At 37.3% G+C, this 20,099-nt stretch carries 27 protein-coding genes and 2 pseudogenes; 21 read left to right on the top strand and 8 right to left on the bottom strand.

Annotated elements, in window-relative coordinates; translation table 11 throughout:
- Positions 1-494 precede the first annotated feature (494 nt).
- The 6 genes from GSM42_RS02450 (at position 495) to GSM42_RS02425 (ending at position 5,412) form a co-directional block, all read left to right on the top strand.
- The gene (locus tag GSM42_RS02450) at positions 495-2,906 is read left to right on the top strand and encodes a heavy metal translocating P-type ATPase (protein ID WP_202404722.1); all 2,412 of its coding nucleotides are present in this window, start codon (positions 495-497) and stop codon (positions 2,904-2,906) included.
- Between the two features lie 14 nt (positions 2,907-2,920).
- Entirely contained in the window at positions 2,921-3,166 is a 246-nt protein-coding gene (locus tag GSM42_RS02445) for a glutaredoxin family protein (RefSeq protein WP_160799631.1), read from the top strand.
- Positions 3,167-3,314: 148 nt separating this feature from the next.
- Complete coding sequence (locus GSM42_RS02440; protein WP_160799724.1) at positions 3,315-3,515, top strand: copper ion binding protein; 201 nt, start codon at positions 3,315-3,317, stop codon at positions 3,513-3,515.
- 47 nt (positions 3,516-3,562) lie between these two features.
- On the top strand, positions 3,563-4,393 hold the full coding sequence (locus GSM42_RS02435; RefSeq protein WP_160799630.1) for a hypothetical protein: 831 nt from the start codon (positions 3,563-3,565) through the stop codon (positions 4,391-4,393).
- A gap of 29 nt (positions 4,394-4,422) precedes the next feature.
- On the top strand, positions 4,423-5,058 hold the full coding sequence (locus GSM42_RS02430; RefSeq protein WP_160799629.1) for a nitrite reductase: 636 nt from the start codon (positions 4,423-4,425) through the stop codon (positions 5,056-5,058).
- 30 nt (positions 5,059-5,088) lie between these two features.
- Positions 5,089-5,412, top strand: a complete 324-nt coding sequence (locus GSM42_RS02425; protein ID WP_160799628.1) for a metal-sensitive transcriptional regulator — start codon at positions 5,089-5,091, stop codon at positions 5,410-5,412.
- 717 nt (positions 5,413-6,129) lie between these two features.
- Here the strand turns inward: GSM42_RS02425 and GSM42_RS02420 are convergent.
- Both GSM42_RS02420 and GSM42_RS21280 read right to left on the bottom strand, forming a co-directional pair.
- Positions 6,130-6,732, bottom strand: a pseudogene (locus tag GSM42_RS02420) (Tn3 family transposase).
- 345 nt (positions 6,733-7,077) lie between these two features.
- Positions 7,078-7,229, bottom strand: a pseudogene (locus GSM42_RS21280) (Tn3 family transposase); the annotation flags it as partial.
- 1 nt (position 7,230) lies between these two features.
- Here GSM42_RS21280 and GSM42_RS02405 point away from each other — a divergent pair.
- The 3 genes from GSM42_RS02405 to GSM42_RS02395 all read left to right on the top strand — a co-directional run bounded on the left by GSM42_RS02405 (position 7,231) and on the right by GSM42_RS02395 (position 8,311).
- Positions 7,231-7,515 carry a hypothetical protein gene (locus GSM42_RS02405; RefSeq protein ID WP_160799626.1) on the top strand — a complete coding sequence of 95 codons (285 nt, stop codon included), beginning with the start codon at positions 7,231-7,233 and terminating at the stop codon, positions 7,513-7,515.
- A 53-nt stretch (positions 7,516-7,568) separates the two neighbouring features.
- Positions 7,569-7,751: an NUDIX hydrolase gene (locus GSM42_RS21275; protein ID WP_160799625.1), complete on the top strand. Its 183-nt coding sequence runs from the start codon at positions 7,569-7,571 to the stop codon at positions 7,749-7,751.
- A 227-nt stretch (positions 7,752-7,978) separates the two neighbouring features.
- A complete protein-coding gene (locus GSM42_RS02395) occupies positions 7,979-8,311 on the top strand; it encodes a hypothetical protein (protein ID WP_160799624.1) in 333 nt (110 codons plus the stop codon).
- Between the two features lie 57 nt (positions 8,312-8,368).
- Here the strand turns inward: GSM42_RS02395 and GSM42_RS21270 are convergent, their stop codons facing one another.
- Entirely contained in the window at positions 8,369-8,563 is a 195-nt protein-coding gene (locus tag GSM42_RS21270; RefSeq protein WP_160799623.1) for a hypothetical protein, read from the bottom strand.
- Positions 8,536-8,877 (bottom strand): transposase, encoded by a 342-nt coding sequence (locus tag GSM42_RS02385; RefSeq protein WP_160799622.1) that lies wholly within the window; start codon positions 8,875-8,877, stop codon positions 8,536-8,538. Before GSM42_RS02385 ends, GSM42_RS21270 begins: the two co-directional genes overlap by 28 nt.
- A gap of 256 nt (positions 8,878-9,133) precedes the next feature.
- On the opposite strand from GSM42_RS02385, the gene GSM42_RS02380 reads away from it, so the two are divergent.
- From GSM42_RS02380 to GSM42_RS02355, 6 genes are all read left to right on the top strand, one after another.
- Positions 9,134-9,358, top strand: coding sequence for a hypothetical protein (locus GSM42_RS02380; protein WP_160799621.1), 225 nt, complete (start codon positions 9,134-9,136; stop codon positions 9,356-9,358).
- A complete protein-coding gene (locus GSM42_RS02375; RefSeq protein ID WP_160799620.1) occupies positions 9,351-9,713 on the top strand; it encodes a cupin domain-containing protein in 363 nt (120 codons plus the stop codon). The genes GSM42_RS02380 and GSM42_RS02375 overlap by 8 nt, the downstream gene beginning before the upstream one ends.
- 232 nt (positions 9,714-9,945) lie before the next feature.
- A complete protein-coding gene (locus GSM42_RS02370; RefSeq protein WP_160799619.1) occupies positions 9,946-10,551 on the top strand; it encodes an alpha/beta fold hydrolase in 606 nt (201 codons plus the stop codon).
- Between the two features lie 205 nt (positions 10,552-10,756).
- Positions 10,757-11,119 carry a GntR family transcriptional regulator gene (locus GSM42_RS02365; protein ID WP_160799618.1) on the top strand — a complete coding sequence of 121 codons (363 nt, stop codon included), beginning with the start codon at positions 10,757-10,759 and terminating at the stop codon, positions 11,117-11,119.
- 5 nt (positions 11,120-11,124) lie between these two features.
- Positions 11,125-12,018: an ABC transporter ATP-binding protein gene (locus GSM42_RS02360; RefSeq protein ID WP_160799617.1), complete on the top strand. Its 894-nt coding sequence runs from the start codon at positions 11,125-11,127 to the stop codon at positions 12,016-12,018.
- Positions 12,015-12,698, top strand: coding sequence for a hypothetical protein (locus GSM42_RS02355; protein ID WP_160799616.1), 684 nt, complete (start codon positions 12,015-12,017; stop codon positions 12,696-12,698). The genes GSM42_RS02360 and GSM42_RS02355 overlap by 4 nt, the downstream gene beginning before the upstream one ends.
- A gap of 83 nt (positions 12,699-12,781) precedes the next feature.
- Here the strand turns inward: GSM42_RS02355 and GSM42_RS02350 are convergent, their stop codons facing one another.
- Positions 12,782-13,171, bottom strand: a complete 390-nt coding sequence (locus GSM42_RS02350) for a VOC family protein (protein ID WP_160799615.1) — start codon at positions 13,169-13,171, stop codon at positions 12,782-12,784.
- A gap of 184 nt (positions 13,172-13,355) precedes the next feature.
- Between GSM42_RS02350 and GSM42_RS02345 the strand changes: the two genes are divergently transcribed.
- A complete protein-coding gene (locus GSM42_RS02345) occupies positions 13,356-13,901 on the top strand; it encodes a DinB family protein (RefSeq protein ID WP_237446429.1) in 546 nt (181 codons plus the stop codon).
- A gap of 162 nt (positions 13,902-14,063) precedes the next feature.
- On the opposite strand, the gene GSM42_RS02340 is transcribed toward GSM42_RS02345, so the two are convergent.
- From GSM42_RS02340 to GSM42_RS02330, 3 genes are all read right to left on the bottom strand, one after another.
- Complete coding sequence (locus GSM42_RS02340; RefSeq protein WP_160799614.1) at positions 14,064-14,789, bottom strand: SDR family oxidoreductase; 726 nt, start codon at positions 14,787-14,789, stop codon at positions 14,064-14,066.
- A 2-nt stretch (positions 14,790-14,791) separates the two neighbouring features.
- Positions 14,792-15,166: a MerR family transcriptional regulator gene (locus tag GSM42_RS02335; RefSeq protein WP_160799613.1), complete on the bottom strand. Its 375-nt coding sequence runs from the start codon at positions 15,164-15,166 to the stop codon at positions 14,792-14,794.
- Positions 15,167-15,240: 74 nt separating this feature from the next.
- A complete protein-coding gene (locus tag GSM42_RS02330) occupies positions 15,241-15,624 on the bottom strand; it encodes a VOC family protein (protein ID WP_160799612.1) in 384 nt (127 codons plus the stop codon).
- 399 nt (positions 15,625-16,023) lie between these two features.
- On the opposite strand from GSM42_RS02330, the gene GSM42_RS02325 reads away from it, so the two are divergent.
- The 5 genes from GSM42_RS02325 to aroH all read left to right on the top strand — a co-directional run bounded on the left by GSM42_RS02325 (position 16,024) and on the right by aroH (position 19,919).
- Positions 16,024-16,455: a VOC family protein gene (locus GSM42_RS02325; protein ID WP_160799611.1), complete on the top strand. Its 432-nt coding sequence runs from the start codon at positions 16,024-16,026 to the stop codon at positions 16,453-16,455.
- A 90-nt stretch (positions 16,456-16,545) separates the two neighbouring features.
- Entirely contained in the window at positions 16,546-17,136 is a 591-nt protein-coding gene (locus GSM42_RS02320; RefSeq protein WP_160799610.1) for a TetR/AcrR family transcriptional regulator, read from the top strand.
- Positions 17,137-17,292: 156 nt separating this feature from the next.
- A complete protein-coding gene (aroC, locus tag GSM42_RS02315) occupies positions 17,293-18,453 on the top strand; it encodes a chorismate synthase (protein WP_160799609.1) in 1,161 nt (386 codons plus the stop codon).
- A gap of 1 nt (position 18,454) precedes the next feature.
- Complete coding sequence (aroB, locus tag GSM42_RS02310) at positions 18,455-19,552, top strand: 3-dehydroquinate synthase (protein ID WP_237446428.1); 1,098 nt, start codon at positions 18,455-18,457, stop codon at positions 19,550-19,552.
- Positions 19,553-19,556: 4 nt separating this feature from the next.
- Complete coding sequence (aroH, locus tag GSM42_RS02305; protein WP_338055205.1) at positions 19,557-19,919, top strand: chorismate mutase; 363 nt, start codon at positions 19,557-19,559, stop codon at positions 19,917-19,919.
- Positions 19,920-20,099 lie beyond the last annotated feature (180 nt).

Genomic DNA, 20,099 nt, shown 5'->3' with positions numbered 1-20,099 from the left:
GCAGATGAAGGTTTTAATCCTCCTCGTTTTATTTCTAATTAGATAAAAATCAAGAGTGTGGATATCTCATATAAGGGATTAACATTCTTTTCTCGACTCCTGATTTTCAAAAAAAGATAGGATTCCGGTAACATGTTTATTGGTAAAGCTTTTGTTTTAAAAAAATAAAAAAGGGCTTTACATAGGGTTGGGGGGTATGGTATGTTTTTTATTAGAAAGAGCAACAACCACAAATCATTGTCTATCAGGTTTATAACATCCAACAACGGAGGTAACAATGATATAAAAAGTTAACAAATGGATTTACTTACATTGTGCTATGATTCTTGAGAAGCTTATAATCAAACTAGAAAAACATGACGGTATAACCTAGGGAATAAAATTAGAGCAGTTGAGATAAAAATGAGGACTTCAAAAAGAATAATTCATTAGAGATAAAAAATTTTAACCTCTAATATACCCCCATAGGGTATGAAAAGGAAGGAGTTCCACCCATGATCACACAGCAAAAGATGAAAATCACAGGTATGACTTGTGCAGCCTGTGCAAATCGAATTGAAAAAGGTTTGAAGAAAATTCAAGGTGTGTCAGATGCCAATGTTAATTTTGCGTTAGAAACAGCTACTGTTTCCTATGATGAGAAACTAACTAATGCAGGAGAACTAGAAGCAAAAGTTTCCTCCCTCGGATACGGTACCGTGAAAGAAATAGCAGAATTAAAACTGATGGGTATGACTTGTGCAGCTTGCGCGAATCGAATTGAAAAAGGTTTAAATAAACTACCTGGTGTTTCAAAAGCAACGGTAAACTTTGCCTTAGAAACAGCGCGAATAGAGTATTCTCCAGGTAGAGTTACGACAAAAGATATGATTCAAAAAGTAGAAAAGCTGGGTTATGGTGCGCAAACAAAGGAAGCAGCTTCTGGTGATGTGGATCATCGACAAAAAGTAATCAGAAAACAACAGCGAAAGTTTTATATTTCCGCCTTGTTATCTTTGCCACTTGTTTGGGCAATGGTCAGTCACTTTTCTTTTACAACGTTTATCTGGGTTCCGGAAATCTTTATGAATCCCTGGTTCCAGCTTGCGTTAGCAACTCCAGTCCAATTTTGGATCGGCGGTCCATTTTATATAGGGGCATACAAAGCACTACGAAATAAAAGTGCAAATATGGATGTGTTAGTTGCTCTTGGTACATCTGCAGCTTACTTTTATAGTTTGTATTTGAGTTTTACGAGCATTGGTAGTCATGGAGGTCAACATCAAGTCAATTTATATTTTGAAACAAGCTCTGTTTTGATAACACTTATTATCCTTGGGAAATTATTTGAAGCACGGGCTAAGGGACACTCATCGGAAGCAATAAAAAAGTTAATGGGATTACAAGCCAAAACAGCTCTGTTGATTCGAGAAGGACAAGAAGTAGCAGTTCCGATTGAAGAAGTAGTGGCTGGTGATGTTTTGATAGTCAGACCAGGTGAAAAGATTCCTGTAGATGGTGAGGTGATAGAAGGAACATCCGCTGTCGATGAGTCCATGCTGACAGGAGAGAGTTTACCGGTTGAGAAGCAGATAGGCAATTCAGTGATTGGGGCAACCATGAATAAAAATGGCCGACTCCTTATAGAAGCAACAAAAGTAGGAAAAGAAACAGCACTTGCACAGATTATTCAAGTGGTAGAAGAGGCACAAGGATCTAAGGCTCCCATTCAACGGGTAGCAGATCAAATTTCAGGAGTTTTTGTTCCCATTGTTGTAGGGATTGCATTTGTTACCTTTTTGATTTGGTATTTTGCAGTTGATCCTGGGCAGTTTGCGGGTGCATTAGAAAAAGCAATTGCCGTTTTAGTCATCGCCTGCCCTTGTGCATTAGGACTAGCAACTCCGACGTCGATCATGGCGGGATCTGGACGAGCAGCCGAATGGGGTGTTTTGTTTAAAGGTGGAGAACACCTAGAGTCCACCCATCAAATCAATATAGTAGTGTTGGATAAAACAGGAACGATAACGAATGGAAAACCTGTATTAACAGATGTAGTGATAGCTGATGGAATCAAGGAACGTGATTTCTTGACACTAATCGGTGCAGCTGAAAAAAATTCGGAACACCCATTAGCTGAAGCAATAGTAGAAGAGGTTAAAGAAAAAGGAATTTCGATACCTGAATCCGAAGAATTTGAAGCAATTCCAGGTTATGGTATTCGTGCTTTAGTAGGGCAGAAAAAACTATTGATAGGTACTCGAAGGCTGATGTCCAAACACAACATAATAGGAAATGATAGTGAACCTGTTATGGCTAAACTCGAAGAAGCAGGAAAAACGGTTATGTTAGTAGGGATTGATGGACTATATGCAGGATTAGTCGCTGTTGCAGATACAGTAAAAGACACTTCTCATGAAGCGATTCGACGCCTGAAAGAACTTGGATTAGAAGTGGTAATGATTACAGGAGATAACGAACGGACCGCACACGCAATTGGTCAAGAAGTGGGAGTAGACCGGATTTTAGCAGAAGTATTGCCAGAAGGAAAAGCTGCTGAAGTGAAAAAACTGCAAGCAAGCGGTAAGAAAGTAGCAATGGTTGGCGATGGGATCAATGACGCACCTGCTTTAGCAACAGCTGATATTGGGATGGCGATAGGGACAGGAACAGATGTAGCTATGGAAGCAGCTGATGTCACCTTGATGCGTGGAGATCTATCTAGTATTGCTGACGCTATCTTCATGAGCAGAAAAACGATGCGTAACATCAAACAAAACTTATTTTGGGCATTGGCTTATAACGTAATAGGAATTCCAATTGCTGCTTTTGGTTTTCTTGCACCTTGGTTAGCTGGAGCAGCAATGGCTCTTAGTTCTGTTTCAGTCGTATTAAATGCCTTACGTTTACAACGAGTGAAACACTAGGAGGAAAAAAGTTGATGAAACAAAAAAATATTGTGGTCTATACGATCCCTACTTGTCCAGATTGTCATGAAGCAAAGCGATACTTTCAAGAAAATGGATCTTCTTTCTTGGAAAAAGATTGTACTACAAATCCCGATTACCCCCAGGAGGTATATAACCTTGCTGGGAAGCAGGTTGTACCTACGATTTTGATTGATGATCAAGCTTTTATTGGTTTTTCGAATAACTATGAGGCGATTTCATCCAAAATCGAGAGTTGATTTATGGTAAATGGAGGGACCTTCAGAGTTCATTGTTTACCCCCCTTGAAATCGAACTTGACTAGAATAGATTAGGGGGGTATTCTATTTAAGAATGAGAGATTAAATCAAGTCAAAAAATAAATAAATGATAAAGGAGGGTTAAATGATGTCATATGTAAAGTTGACAGTTGAAGGTATGAGCTGTAATCACTGTGTGATTTCTATAGAAGGAGCCTTAAAAGAGATTGGCTCCAAAGGAGAAGTTGACTTAGCTAATGGCACTGTATCTGTAGAATATGATGAAAATAAATTGTCTTTGGACCAGATCAAAGAAGTGATTGAAGATCAAGGATACGAAGTTGTCTGATATGGAGAGAAGAGGGATCGATTCCATTCAATATAAAGAGAGGTTTTATGATGAAACATACCATTGGAATTTTACTTGTTAGCGCTGCTCTATTAACTGCATGTAGTACCAATACAAATTCGCACAGCAATCACAATCAGAATCAAAATGCAGAGCACAGCAACCATAATACCAAGCACCAAAAAGAGGATTTAACCAAAGTTACCTATTCCTTTAAAGAGGGAAAAGCGGAAGCGAAAAAAGATACTACGATTCAAATTCAAATTCAGGATCAAACTGGAAAACCGATCGAGAAATTTGATATCACGCATGAGAAAAAATTACATTTGATTGTAGTAAGTAAGGATCTCCGTTATTTCAGCCATATTCATCCAGAGTTCAAAGGGAAAGGACTTTTTGAAATCAAGACACAATTTCCATCAGGTGGAGAATATAAATTGTTTTCCGATTTTGTACCTACAGGTGGAAGTAGTACTACAAAAAGTAAATGGGTGAATGTAGAAGGTGAATCTGCTTCTCCAGTACCGATCCAAGTCGATAGTTCATTAACCAAGTCAGTAGAGGGTAAAGAGATTTCACTGTCGATCGACCATTTACAAGCAGGAAAAGAAGCAGTGTTGAATTTTACCATCAAAAACGATCAAACCAAGAAACCTATCACCAATCTTCAACCATATTTAGGTGCTGTTGGACACGTCGTGATTTTGACAGAAGATGCAAAAGACTACTTGCATGTTCATCCGATAGAAGAAAAAGCAACAGGGCCGGATGCGAAATTTATGACAACATTTCCAAAGAACGGAACTTACAAAATATGGGGACAATTTAAGCACGATGGCAAAGTGCTAACCGTTCCTTTTGTTGTAAAAGTCTCATAGATACTATGTGAATCAAGGGAGTATGGGGAATGGCTTTGACAAAATTTGCAGTTACACCTGGTTTTGAAGTGGGCGGTTTCTTGTTTACACCAAAGCAATTAGCTGAACTTGGTTCCATTGTGGGGGAAGATGCAAATATCGAAATGACCAATTTTGGTCAGCTGTATGTAGTGATGGACGATAAGCGAATAGAAGAAGTACAAGAAAAATTACAAAGAACTGGCTTAAAGATCCAACCTGCTGGTTTCTATTCAAAGAACTTGATTGCCTGTAATTTTTGTAGAGGTGCAGAAGAAGCTGGTTTGGATATCGCCAAAGCATTGGATGCCACCATTGCAGGTCATCCAACTCCAAGCCCGCTAAAGATTGGGTATGCAGGATGTGCACTAGGGACAAGCGAGCCATTATTAAAAGATATTGGCGTTGTAAAAATGAGAAATACATTTGATATCTATCTTGGTGGTGAACCCAAAGGGTTAAAAGCAGCACTAGGTCAGCAGTTGATTTCTGGGATTATGGAAAGACAATTGATTCCTATCATTACAGGTTTGATTCGTCACTACCAAGAAAATGGAAAAAAGAAAGAGAAGTTTTCTAAGTTTGTAAAGCGGGTTTCTATGGAGAAATTAAGAGTAGTGGTAAGTGATTCTTTTGAAAACGAGTGAATGGTTTCGCATGGAAAGGCGGGAATTTTCATGGAAAAGCAACAAATAGAGAAGGAAAGTTGTTCTGTTCATCAAGTAAGAAAAAGCCATCATTCCGAAAAAATAAAGAAAAATTTAATGAATCGGCTAAACAGAATAGAAGGGCAGGTAAGAGGAGTAAAGGGGCTCATTGAAAAAGATACGTATTGCGATGATGTATTAAACCAGATAGCTTCTATTCAATCCTCTTTAAATAGTGTAGGGAAATTGCTGTTGGAACATCATATGAAAAGTTGCGTGATAGAACGTTTTCAAGAAGGAGATCAAGAAGTTATCGACGAGCTTTTGACAACGATGCATAAGTTGATGAAATAAGGGACAGAGTTGCTTATCTAAAATTACTATGGTACTTGTTTATCACAAAAGGCAAATCAAACATAATTTAGTGGACAAGTTAGTGGAGATTACTGCAGCTGAGAGGGAAGATGTACAGTATGTCGAACGAAATATCAAGAGATTATTCAGGAATTTATTTTATTGGATTTCCACATAAGAAAGAAATTAACCATACAGATAAATCCTCCATTCAATTAACATGAAATAGAGCACTTTCTGATATCAGAAATACAAGTGGCAAGATAGACTCTAATACAGAAGTTGAACAAAAGATCATGGAAATATTGGATTTTATCAATGATAAAGAAAGTATATCTCTTGATGACTTAAAATCAATTTCTAAAAAGTTAGAGATAGGTAACAATAGTTTATTTTGAGACAGTTGCATTAATCAATATGAAAAATAAAAAAACGCTTGATTTTGTTTTTTGCGTCTGTTGTTGAAAAATACAAAGGACGCTACACCCTTGGCATGCAAATGATGGACTTCTAACTTTCCACTCTCTTAGCTTGGTGGTGCCTTGAGTAAACCACGCATCCCATCCCTCTCCTGTTGTAAGCGTTTCGTACACTTTATTTTATCGAGGGAGTATCGGAGATCTAATTGGGTAAATTTGCATATCCCCCGGAAAGGTATATTAAGGATTAAGTTCCTCTTGAACCAATAAGTTTAGAGAGGAACTTAATCCCTTAATGTCATTCAGATGAGATGTCGGTTACCGTTTCTAGTATCGTTTTCGACTGAGCTAATTTTTGAATGATCTCATCCATATGAATCACTCTTTGCTGGTATTAAACTCATAACGGCCATAGAGATTGATATTCTGCCATACAACGGGAGAAATTCGTTTCAACATATCGGAGTCTTGTCCATTCTCTTCCCTGTAAGTCAGTATGTTGGACAAAATACTGACATTGTAATAAATAATGCAATTGGCTTATTAGATGACTGCATTCTCCCCATATCTGCCTTGTTCTGTTTTGAAACGAAGTTTACCAAAATTGGCATGGGAGACTGCTTTGCATAATGATGATAACTTTCGCCCGATTTAATGTCTTTTGTACATTGCGTCGTAAGGGCGGAGATTCGATATAATTCAAAAAATATAGATTCTTGATGATGTTGTCATACTCCCAGAGAGCACTTTTGGTCTTGTTTTTACGAGCATAAGAACCCAACTTTCTGACGATGATGCTTTGTGTAGTGGTTTTGAAGACAAGGGATAACATGATGCGCTGAATATTTTCCCACTCTTCCATAATCAGGCCTAGAACCAGCATCCGTGTCATAAGGCTCAATTTGACCAGATAATGGAAATGAACGAATCTCAAAAAGGATATGTAGTGGATATTTTTTGTTATATTGGGGTAACTCGTGAAGTAGGGAGCCAGGCGTCAAAGACGACCCCCTATTAGAGTAGTTATTAGAGGGATTGTCTTGTATCCTTATTGACTATTTGCAACTGATTCAAGAGACAGGAAACGGTAGGGAACAAAGATATTTAGAAGTGGGAGAAATAACTCGACAACATGCTTCGCGGCAACTTTTTTCTTGGAGTTCCTGAATGGCGGTCAGTAAAATGATTTCAGATTGATAATGCTTCCACTTGAATTGATTTTGGGGTTTCATTCCAAAGACATGTTCTCTATACGCACTTCTTCCACATGGAGGTATTCTATAAAAAGATGGTTTTTACTACTTTCCCCAACTCCTGTAAAGCTTTGCAGGTAGGATGGGAGCTGTTTTTAGAAAATTGCTTTAAGATTTCCTCCGTGTCTGCTACGTTTAAAAAGAGAATGGAGTGGTTAATACATCCTGAAGATCCTTATTTCCATTTAGCATCCCAAATTGCTAAATCTGATTGGGACATGTTACCTGATGCAGACTGTATTATCTCTATTGATATCGAGTATAATGATTGGCTGAAACTACTGAGTATTAGGAGTAGAAAATTAGATAACCATTCAGAGTTTCTAAAAAACTTCCACACCAAAGAATACTTCATTGAAGCTGCTGAACAGCTATCCAAAGAAAAAGGGATCAAACACATTCGATTTAAAACAAACACTATCTTCACCTGAATCCCAAGCTTTACAGATCAAAATGCAATTAATTCAAGAAGGTGTGATTGATAATGAGGAAATTTTCTAGAGTGCTGATTAAACAGAATGACAGGTTCTTACTTTTAAAAGAAACACATGGTTTTTGGAACTTTCCAGGTGGAAAAGTCGAACCAAATGGATTTTCTGAAAATTTAGTAAAGAGGGAATCCTTTGAGGAAATAGGTATTGTATTGCATGACATTTCTCTCTTCTAGACTCTTGTGTTTTTTAATCGAAGACGAGCAATGGGAAGGTTGGTTCTACTTTGCTCATGATTACAGCAATCAACCAATAGCAAAAGAAAGAAAAACCCTTGATATTCAATTTGAAAGATTGAATAATGTTCATTTACATACGGAAATTAACAAGTATCTGACAGAATCTCTACTCAACTCATGGATTTACCTAACTCAGTGAGAATTGGACAAGGTGTATATCGAGCATGATTACTTTACTGAGTGCATATGCAAAGTTAAAAAATGGCGGCAGTATTGGAAAAGAGGACATTCTGGATCTAAAAAGGGAAGGTGTTAAAAGTTTCCAATGGAGTTCGTTAGCTGTTCAACTAGCTTTAAAAGATCAAAACAGATGGGGAAGAGAATTGTTCGTAAGCATTATAAAGGATCTTCCCGAATTGGAATGTTATATCCATACCGTAAATGAAAGTACATGCTCCACACCCACTCCTAATGTAAAGCCAGAATATCTATACATACTGAATAACACAGAAAAAAACAAAGTAATCGGGCAAGATCATATCAGTATTAATTACTAACTTTGTAGAGGAAGAAATCTCTCTAAATTTTATGGCCGTTTGGTTAATGACTGTGTGCTACGGAGGGTTATCACAAGATGATCTGCACCACTTAACAAATGGGGTACTCTGTTTTTTCTTGATTGCTCCATTTCGAAGGAATTCGGGTGCTGGATTCTTTTGATAGATTCGGTTTTTGAGTGGCAAACGAGATAGATAAAAGGCTTTCTGTTGATCGATCAGCTTTAAGTTATCCAGCGAAAAGTAGCCCAAATCTCGTATGCACAAGTCCCAGTGGGGAAACAAACGGGGTTAAAGAGCCTATCATCTCCTTTCCTGGCTCCCATATCTACATTCAAAAATTGTCCACTATGTAAGTCATATTCCAATAGAATTTTTACCCCAGCCGCATGACTACTTTCTCCTGAACCTGGGTAATGCTCGGCCAAGGAATCTGGTAACTGAAAGGAGGTCGAATCGAGGATGCGAATCCGTGTGAAAACATCTTGATATTTGGTTGGGAAGGCACAAGACGAACTTAGTTCTGCTTTCAGTAATTGTGCAAATAGTTGTCGAAGAAAAGACACTGCTGTTCGTTCAAACGCTGATTTAATCCTTCTGCACTCATGCTAAATCCTGTCGCAGGTTCCAACTCACTGCATAACTGAGTCAGAGAAGAACTTGCTAGGTTGTGACTCAACCAAACACATAAGGTCACCAGATCTTGTCCCCGACATTTGCTTCTTCGTCTAACAAATTGGGTAGCTATTGTCCAACTGTTCGACTTCTGTAGGAGAAAGATATTTTTGCAATACCTGTGAAAACAAATGAAGTTCTTATTTGGTGGATACATTCACAGAAAACACGCCATCCTTTCTTTCCGTTCCTAAAGAAAGAATAGGTGTTTTTGTTTTGAGGGATTATTTTGTTATTAACTTGATGGCTATGGGGGTTATCCCCATGCCCATCAAGCTAAGAAGGGAATATTTTCAATTAGTCTCTTACGAATTGACCTACCTTAAAAATTTGGTTTATTATTTTTATAAAGGGAGTGATAAAAATGGTTGAAAAAGTGAATCTATTAGAAAAGTTTGCTACGATTCAAGAGTTTTTTAGTCAAAGATTAATTGGCGAAGTTAATAATACCCAAATTAAGATTGCCAAGTTAAAAGGTGAGTTTGTTTGGCATAGTCATGAACAAGAGGATGAACTTTTCTTTGTGGTCAAAGGGAAATTGTTAATAAAATTAAGGGATAAAGATATCCTTTTGGAGGAAGGAGAAATGGTAGTTATTCCCAAAGGTGTTGAACACCTTCCTATTGCTGAAGAAGAAGTATATTTAATGCTTGTTGAACCAAATACAACTGTAAACACTGGTAATGTTGAGAATGAATTTACTAAAAGAAATATTGAAAAAATATAAAATCAAGTATAGAAAAGAGGATTTATAGATTCATTTGTCCCAACAGTATTGAGATCTAAGATTTTACATTTTTCCTATCTGGATTCACTATCTAGTTAATAACAAAATAATCCTAAAGAAAGAATAGCGTGTTTTTTTCGTTTTGCAACAATAAAAACAAATAGTGGAACCACTATTTTTTATGTTGACGAAGGTCAAGGAAAACCAGTTGTGTTGGTACATGGTTTCCTAGTTGGGATCATGTAGTAGCCCCCTTGCCAAGCAATATCGTGTGATCGCAATTGATTTACCTGGACATGGAGAATCTTCCCTATCAGATCAGACAACTACGATAGAAGATTATGCAGATGAAATCGCAAGCTTTCTAAAACAATTGCAACTAGAGAACGTTTCGTTGATTGGTCATTCACTGGGTGGATACATTCTAATGGCTTTTACAGAAAAATATGCTGATTTATTAGATCGTTTTGCATTAATCCATTCCACTGCTCTCCCTGATACGGAGGAAGCCAAAGCAGGCAGAGTTGCTGCTATGGAAAAGATTCGGGAAGAAGGGTTACATGATTTTGTCAATAATTTGATTCCAAAGTTATTTGCACCTGCAAATTTAGCAGAATACGAACAGATTGCAAGAGAAATAGGACATAAAACTTCTATAAACGGGGCACTTGCTGCACTTGAATCGATGAGAAATCGACCCGATCGAGTGTCTGTGTTGGAGAAATCCAATGTCCCAGTTCTCATACTAGCTGGCGGCGAAGATGGTGTTGTCCTCTCGAAACGTGCCTTTATAACAAATGGGAAACATATCAGAAGTTGGGCACATGGCTATGTATAAAGCACCAGAGCGTCTCGTAGATGAATTAAGACAATTTATGAATAGATAGCAAAAATTCCGTCGTTAGGCGGTTTTTTTATTTTGAATGGATAAATATTACTTTAAAAATATTTTAGGGCATATTTTTCTGATAAATGATTGACATCCAGACGATAATCTTATATGGTTAGTTACATAAGTAGTCAACCAAATTGGTGGTGGAGTTATGGCACAGTTGCCAGAGGATGGCCGTCCTATTTTTGTGCAAATCGCTGAAAAGATAGAAGATGACATATTAGAAGGGAGATTAATGGAAGAATCGCAAGTTCCTTCTACCAATCAATTTGCATCTTTTTATCGAATCAATCCAGCTACTGCTGCAAAAGGTGTGAACCAGCTAGTAGATCAAGGGATTTTATACAAAAAGAGAGGGATAGGCATGTTTGTAACGGAAGGTGCACAAGAAATCGTGAAACAAAAGAGGCGGGAGCTTTTTTATGAACAATATGTTGTCACAATGATTCAGGAAGCAAAGAAATTAGGCATCACGATAGAACAATTGACAGAAATGATTCAAGAGAGGGGATAGTTTCGATGGGGCAAATATTAGAAATAAATGGATTGACGAAAGCTTACAAGGATGTTACTTCGATCTATCAAATGAGCTTCACACTAAAGGAAAACAAGATTTATGGATTATTGGGTAGAAATGGTGCTGGAAAAACAACACTTATGCACATGATTACAGCTCAATTATTCCCGACGTGTGGTGATGTAAAAGTTTTTGGAGAAGAACCATACGAAAATACCAGAGTGTTACAACAAATTTGTTTTATTAAAGAAAGTCAAGCATATCCAGAGTATTTTCAAATATCAGATGTATTTGCAACAGCAAAATCCATATATCCAAATTGGAATGATGGACTTGCCAACCAACTCACGCAAGATTTCCAACTTCCGTTGAATAGAAGAATAAAAGAATTATCTAGAGGTATGCTCTCTTCGGTTGGAATTGTAGTTGGACTAGCCAGTCGTGCACCACTTACGATTTTCGATGAACCATATTTAGGTTTGGATGCAGTGGCAAGAGGTATTTTTTATGATCGTCTTATTGAAGATTATGCGGAATATCCACGAACGGTTATATTGTCTACACACTTAATTGATGAAGTAAGCCAATTATTAGAACATGTTCTCATCATTGAAAGAGGAGAGTTACTTTTTTATGAAGATGCAGAATCATTGAGGAGTCGGATTTATTCTGTGTCGGGGTCTAGTGAGGTGGTGGAAACTTATATGAAAGGTAAAGAGGTTATACATGTTGAAAAGATAGGATCACTTGTTACCGTTACTCTGTTAGGAAAAAAAGAAGAGAACAATAAGAAACAAGCAGAGTCACTAGGACTAGAGTATGTTCCTATTTCGTTACAGAAGTTCGTAGTGGATCTGACAACTAAATCTAGAGAAAAGGTGGTAAAGGGACAATGAATCATGCGTGGAACGTAACAAGAATGCATTTGCGTTATAACTCGATTTGGCTATACATGCCATTGATTGTTTTATTCTCTAGTTTTTTTATCAACCTAATCATTGCAGTGTTAAGTGATGTACCGATCTATACAGGGGGAGTAGCTAGTGTCTACTTGTTTATGCTGATTACTGGGTTATTGACCTTAAGAAACACTTTTTCCTTTGCCATCGGTTTTAGTTTTCGAAGAAAAGACTATTTTTTTGGAACATTTTTGATGGTTGCCTTTGTTAGTTTTAGCACTACTGTGCTATTAGCGTTGCTTTCTTATGTAGAAAATAATTTAACTAATGCATGGGGAAATGAATTATATTTTTTTCATTTACCTTATCTAAATGATGGGAATGTCGTTATACAAGCTTGTGTCATTTTCAGTTTAATGTTCCATCTTTACTATCTTGGATTTTCTATTTCGAGTGTTCATCGGAGATTCGGCAGATATGGAATGATGATTCTTCTTATTGTTTCCTTAGTTGCGGGAAGTCTGATTTCTGCGATTATTACTTACTTCCACTGGTGGCAAATTATTTTCACAAAAGTCATTGCTTATTCTGCATTTCAGCTTAGTTGGGGCATCGGTTTGTTAACGATCTTTTTTATCCTAGTTTCCTATTTCATGTTAAGAAGAGCAACTTCTTAAATGGAAAGAACACTTGAGTCGATACTTATTCTCAGGTGTTCTTTCTTCTATGTAGTATTTGAAGAGGCTTCAAAAATTCTTTTTTATGTTGCAGGTTCAAAAAGCTCGATCGATTCATTATCAGGCCCGTAGAAAAAAATATATTTTGCTCCATTAGGGAGAATCGTTATTTCTTTATCCTGAAACGTTACATCTAATTGTTTGAGGCGTTCGATTTCCGTTTCCATATGATCCACAGTAAAAGCAAGATGATGTACAACGCCTTCTTTTGGAAGATTGCTTTGGTAACCATGGATTAATTCTACTTCTGTCTGAGATGAGTTTGGAAAGGAGAGGAAAGCTAAGATAATACTTGGATTGGTATGAACAAGTGTACCACGCAATTCCATTCCTATGGCATCACGGTAGAAACCTATCGATTTCTCAAGATCAGCTACCATGATGCCAACATGTTCTAGTTTTTTAATCGCCATTTATATAGCCCCTTTGGATGAAAAGTCATTGCAAAAAGTATGATTTTATTATAATAAATTTTATTTTGCTATGCAGAAAATATTGTATATAAACAAACATTTTGATATTATGTTAGTTGTTTGATAAGCAACATGATTATATGTTTATTTATCTTGAGGGTTATCCCATTGGAGAGAAGTGGTTATGATTGATCATCGTATGGAAAAAGAAACAAACAGTATCCGAAATATACTGAATTTCCAGTTTGAAATATCATGGAAATTGCTTGAAATTCATCTAGCTGATTTGCAAGACGAGGAATATCTCTGGCGACCAGCTTCTGAGGGACTTCATATTTTTAATGAATCAGGTGTTTGCCAAGCCGATTGGCCAGAATCAGAGTCATATGATATTGGACCTGCGAGTATTGCTTGGTTAACTTGGCATGTCACATTTTGGTGGTCCATGGTTCTTGATTACTCTTTTGGAAATGCAACATTAACTCATAAAGATGTTAAATGTTTTGGTAGTTTGAAAGAAACAAGAGACAAAATTTATCATTTACGTGACGAATGGGTTGTTCGAGTAGGTAAGTTGTCAGTGGATGATCTTTTTTCAAGCGAACGAACGAAGTGGCCATTCACCGATAAGCCTTTTCATGAGCTTTGTGCATGGTTAAACATTGAACTTATGAAGAATGCTGCTGAGATCGGTTATTGTCGTTTCCTATATGCTACTCAAAAGAAATAATCAACTCATTACATTCTTTTGAACCATAAAATAAAACAGTCTATTCTTAATATTTAGGAATCGACTGTTTTAGATTGAGATTTTTGTGTAAACAATGGATAAATATTGGAAAAATAATTTAGTAGATCCTCACTAGAGTCTGGTTATCTTTCTACTGTTATTTTACCAAGCAATGGGCTTACGATCACGGAAATAACCACCATTTGGACCATTTTCATCAAGCGTTGCTAACCAAACCGCAGTATCTGCGCCTTCTTCGACTTTACTAGGTGCATCAGCACCTCCCATATCCGTTTGAACTCTACCAGGGCAAACAGCATTGATTTTGATGTTTGGTTCTGCAACTTCTTGAGCAGTTAAACAAGTTAAAGCATTGAGCATCGTTTTCGAGATCCGATAAGCAGAACTTGATCCGTCTATTTGGATGGGCCCATCTCCACTCATTATCTCAAAAGCTCCCAGACCCGATGAAAGATTGACTATTCTTCCATATTCGCTCTGTTTCATCAATGGGATCACAGCCTGTATCAGCGTTAAAGCAGCAAAAAAATTCGTTTCAAAAGTTTCTTTCATTACCTTTTCTTCCACTTCTAAGATAGAGATACCTCGATCTAAAATAATCCCTGCATTATTTACAAGTACATCCAAACGTCCATATTTATCTTTTATTTCACGAATCATCTCTTTGATGCTATTTTGATCACTTACATCTACGATTTGTAAATCAACCTCGAAACCAGCATTGTGCATTTCTTCCACTGTAAGCTGTCCTTTTTCTTTATTCCGGCAGCCAATCAGCACATGATAGCTTTTTTTTGCTAATTGACGGCTAATTTCTTTTCCTATTCCACGGTTTGCCCCTGTTACAAGCGCGATTTTATTATTCATTCTTAAAGGTTCTCCTTGTCTGCTGATTTACTTTTAAGGTCTGCAACAACTTCTATAAGCTGAGCTTCGGCATTGCGTAACACCTCGATTTGATCTCTTATTTCCGATATCTTTTGCTCACCTACTTTAATTCCATTTTGTATACAGGCTTCTTTTCGCTCTCCATGGGCAGTGCAATTAAATAAATCAGCGATCTCTGTTGTACTTAAACCCATACTCAAATAAAGTTGAATGAGCTGTATCTGCTTGATGTCAATTTCCCTGTATTGGCGATATCCATTTTCCAAACGAATTGGGTTTAGAAGGTTTTTTTCTTCGTAATAACGCAGCGAACGAAGACTCACCCCTGTTTTTTGGGCTAATTCGCTAATCTGCATGCTTCTCACCTCTTCTTATTGTTGGTTCTCATGATAAAGCATCACATGGTGTGAAGGTCAATATATTCATAAACTTATTTCCAGGTCTTCATTCTTTTCTTGAGGGTTCCTGTAAAATATTCTAATAAAATCCCATCTGGATCTCGAAATTGAAAGGAGAGCCCTCCTCCTCGATACACTGGTTCTCGTTCAAATGAAATTTGATGTTTGACTATTTTTTCTTTAAGTAAATGAAATTCGTTTTCATTGATGGAAAAAGCAACATGATCCATTCCATAGTGATCTTCCAGAGGGGGTTTATTGTCTCTTTCTAGTAAACATATCCAAGCTTCTCCCCATTGTAAGTAAGCGTCTTTTTTTCCTTGATGAACAAGAGTCATCCCAAGTAAATCACAATAAAAAGCGATGCTAATCTCTAAATTTTTTATCCGCAAGGTAAGGTGATTAAAGCCCCTCATTGGTGACATCCTTTCCTATCTTTCAAATGAAAACTAGAAAACCATTACCCATGCTATCAAAAAAATGAAAAATAGTAATGCAAATATTATTGTAAACAAGTTTGCTTCACAAACAAAGTATAAAAATAAAAAATACAACCAAATAATAAGTGAATGCAAAGGAAAAATAATCTAAAATCCGAAATTTATTGAGTTTTTCTAATTTCTTTGTTATGGAAAGGATTTATTAGTATATGTGCGAATCTAATGAATCTTACTATGGAGAGGTAGATATAGAAGAGACAGATGTGGAGAATTTAAATCCCAAGTAATTATTCAGAATTCATTTTTTTCATATTCGATCGTATTTACATACGTACTGTATGTATGTTAAAATAAACTGAAAGGAGATGTCAAAACATGATTGTTAATAGTTTTTATCCTGTAATCATTACAGAAAAGGTTGAACGCAGCGCAAAGTTTTATACTACTTATTTTGGTTTTGAAACGGTATATGAATCAGATTGGTATGTCAGTCTGAAATTAGTTAGTGGTGATCATTCATATGAGCTCGCAATACTGGACAAGTCACATTCCACCATTCCTCAGGCATTTAGGGCGATGGTGAGAGGGTTGATACTTAATTTTGAAGTGGATGATGTAGATGCAGAGTATAATAGGCTTATCAAGAAGGGAAATCTCCCACTAGAACAAGATATTCGGGATGAAGACTTTGGGCAGCGTCATTTTATTACATCAGATCCTAATGGTATACTGATTGATATCATTAAAGTCATTCCTCCATCAGAAGCCGAAAGCGCTCAATATGCGGAAGACATATGGTCAAAGTAGAAAAGTACATCTTGCATAGTGAAGATATGAGCATCACCTATACATCAGCATTTATTTAAATAGTTTAAAAGGAAAGAAAAGGATTCGACAATGAGAAGAAATAAAGAAGATACGAGTCATACCATACAAACAATTATAAAAATTGCTAGGATTCACTTTACTGATTACGGTTATGCTGACTCATCATTGGACAAGATTGCAAAAGAAGGAAACTTAACTCGGGGTAGTATCTATCATCATTTTAAAAATAAAAAAGGTCTCTTTTATTGCGTGTTAGAATCGATTCAGAAAGAGATTGCAAAGCGAGTTGAAATAGAATCTGCGAAGAGTGATGATGTTTGGGAACAATTACTACTTGGATGTCAAGCATTTGTATTAGCTGCGGTTGAACCTCAAAATAAGCAAATTTTACTCATAGATGGCCCCGCAGTCTTGGGATGGGATACTTGGCGTGATTTGGATGAGAAAAACTCTATGAGGCTCCTTCGTGAACAACTTCAAATGATGTTACAACAAGGACATCTGAAACGCGTGTCTATTGACGCGATGACTCATTGTCTATCAGGTGCTCTGAATGAATCTGTTCTCTGGGCTGCAAATATGCCTAATCACAAATTATCACTAGAGGAAACAATGAAGATCATTTTTCACATGTCACAAGGATTTAAAAATGAATCATAACTAGACAAAAGAATAATTCAGTAGAATAATTCAGATTAAAAGTTCTATAATGGGTTTGTGTAGCTGTTTTTTATTCTTCTATAGCCCAAATGGGCTTTTTTTTGTTACACTTACAGATAACGATTTTGTAAATGTATTAGATGAGGAGAGTTTAAGATGAGGTATTTAACAGCGGGAGAATCACATGGACCGCAATTAACAATTATTATAGAAGGCTTACCAAGCCAATTACCATTATCAAAAGAAAAATTGGATTACGAATTACATAGAAGACAATTAGGACATGGTCGCGGTCGACGCATGCAAATCGAAACGGATCAAGCACAGATGCTATCTGGTGTTCGCTTTGGTAAGACAACAGGAGCTCCAGTGACACTGGTTATTGAAAACAAAGATTGGACTCATTGGCAAAAAATTATGCATCCACAAGCGGAACCAGAAGAAGCAGGAAAACGACGAATTTCTCGGCCACGTCCAGGTCATGCAGATTTAAATGGTGCGATTAAATATAATCATCACGATATGCGAGATGTATTGGAACGTTCTAGTGCGAGAGAGACTGCATCCCGTGTAGCAGTTGGTGCAGTAGCAAAACAAATCCTAGCTCTTTGTGGTATTCACATCGGTGGACATGTACTACGAATAGGGGAAGTGGAAGCAGAGCGAGTGGAATTAACATTAGACGAATTGGTTCAGCGTTCTGAGCAATCTACTGTGCGCTGTGTTGATCCAAATGCAGAGCAGCCGATGAAAGACCTTATTGACCGTGCGAAAAAGGAAGGAGACTCGTTGGGCGGGGTAGTAGAAGTGATAGTAGAAGGTGTACCAATAGGACTAGGAAGTTTTGTGCATTGGGACCGTAAGTTAGATGCACGCATTGCTCAAGCGATCGTTAGTATCAATGCGTTTAAAGGCGTGGAGTTTGGCATTGGTTTTGAAGCGGCTAAACGCCCTGGTTCAGAAGTGCATGATGAGATTATTTGGTCAGAAGAAGAAGGATTTGGACGTGCTACCAACCGCTTAGGTGGATTTGAGGGTGGGATGACAACAGGACAACCCCTCATCGTCCGTGGTGTGATGAAACCAATCCCAACTTTATACAAACCTTTGATGAGTGTAGATATCGATACAAAGGAACCGTTTGCAGCAAGTATCGAACGTTCCGACAGTTGTGCGGTGCCAGCTGCAAGCGTTGTAGCAGAAAATGTAGTTGCATGGGAAGTTGCACAAGCGTTACTAGAAAAATTTCCAGCGGATACGATAGATGAATTAGTGGAACAGGTAAATGCTTACCGGGAAAGAACAAAGAGGTTTTAAGATGAGAGAATTACGTGTTCAGACGAAATCCCGCCCCTATTCGGTTTTTGTAGGGATAGATTTATTAACTCAATTACCTATTTTGCTGTTACGACACGAAGTCCAGACAAAACAAAAGCTGTTCCTTGTGACAGATAGTCATGTTTATCCCCTTTATGCAAATGGTATTTTAGGATCTTTACAAGCGGCTGGCTATGATGTCCATATAGCCGTCATACCAGCTGGTGAAAAGAGCAAATCATTGGAAACGCTCGATCAATTGTATTCTGATGCTATAAAAGCAGGTTTAGATCGATCAAGTGTTGTTCTTGCTCTTGGCGGTGGAGTAGTAGGTGATTTAGCAGGTTTTTTTGCTGCTAGTTTCATGAGAGGTATACCATTTGTGCAAATTCCAACTACTTTATTAGCACACGATAGTAGTATTGGTGGAAAAGTTGGAATTAATCATAAACTTGGGAAAAATTATATGGGTGCTTTTCACCAACCATTGTTTGTTTTGTTTGATGTGAAATTTTTAGCTTCTCTACCTGAAAGAGAATTAGTATCCGGTTTTGCAGAAGTTGTAAAGCATGCATTTATTTGGGATAAACAATTTGTTGCATGGTTAGAGGGAAATAATAAGGCATTAATGCAGCGAGATCTTCCTATTTTAGAAGAAGCTATCTATCAAGGATGTAAAGTGAAGATTAGTGTTGTTTCCGATGATGAACGAGAAAATGGTATCCGAGCAATCTTAAATTATGGTCATACGATCGGACATGCATTGGAATCTGTTTCAGAGTATCAGTTTTATACACATGGAGAAGCAATTTCCATCGGTATGGTAGGAGCTGCGATGTTGAGTGTGGATGTATTAGATGCACCTTCAAGCTTGATCCAAGATACAGAAACATTGCTGCGGAAGTTTTCATTGCCAACTAGGATTGAAAATAACTGGTCTGATGAAGCATTATTGCAAGTGATGAAACGAGATAAAAAGGCAAAACTAGGGAACTACACTTTCGTTTTAAGTGAAGAAGTAGGAAAGACACAGGTTGTAAATGGGATTTCAGAAGCAAAGATAAGAGAAGTATTACAAAAGCTAAAACGAGGTGGGTAATTCAGTGGTGCGAGGAATTCGTGGAGCTACAACAGTAAGTAGTAATAATAAAGAAGAGATTTTAGCAGCAACAAAAGAACTATCCCTAACCATTATCGAACGAAACCAATTACGGGCTGATGATGTGGCAAGTATTTTGATTACAAGTACCCCAGATTTAAATGCTACTTTTCCAGCAGCAGCTGTCCGTGCAATCGAAGGATGGTCTCTGGTGCCATTGATGGGAGCAGCAGAAGTGGATGTTCCAGGTGGGTTGCCACTTTGTATTCGTATGATGTTATTAGTTAACACAGATCAATCAGCAGATGGGATTCATCATGTTTTTTTACATGAAGCAGCAAAATTACGCCCTGATTTGAAAGATTAAAATTAACATTGACAGAGAAGATTGTCCTCGTTTAGAGTAGAAGTTAGTTATGAAAAGTATGAGTTAGCAGATGAGTAGAGTAGAGATTAGGATATAGTTAGCGGAGTTGAGCTGAGTTGTCATATGATAAAAAACCCAGCCAAAGCATCCCCGCTTTGGCTTTTTACTATCTATTTTTCC

Origin of the sequence: Shimazuella alba, from assembly GCF_009831235.1 — a bacterium.
GTDB classification, from domain to species: Bacteria; Bacillota; Bacilli; order Thermoactinomycetales; family Thermoactinomycetaceae; genus Shimazuella; species Shimazuella alba.
This window is presented reverse-complemented; position numbering and strand designations above follow the sequence as displayed.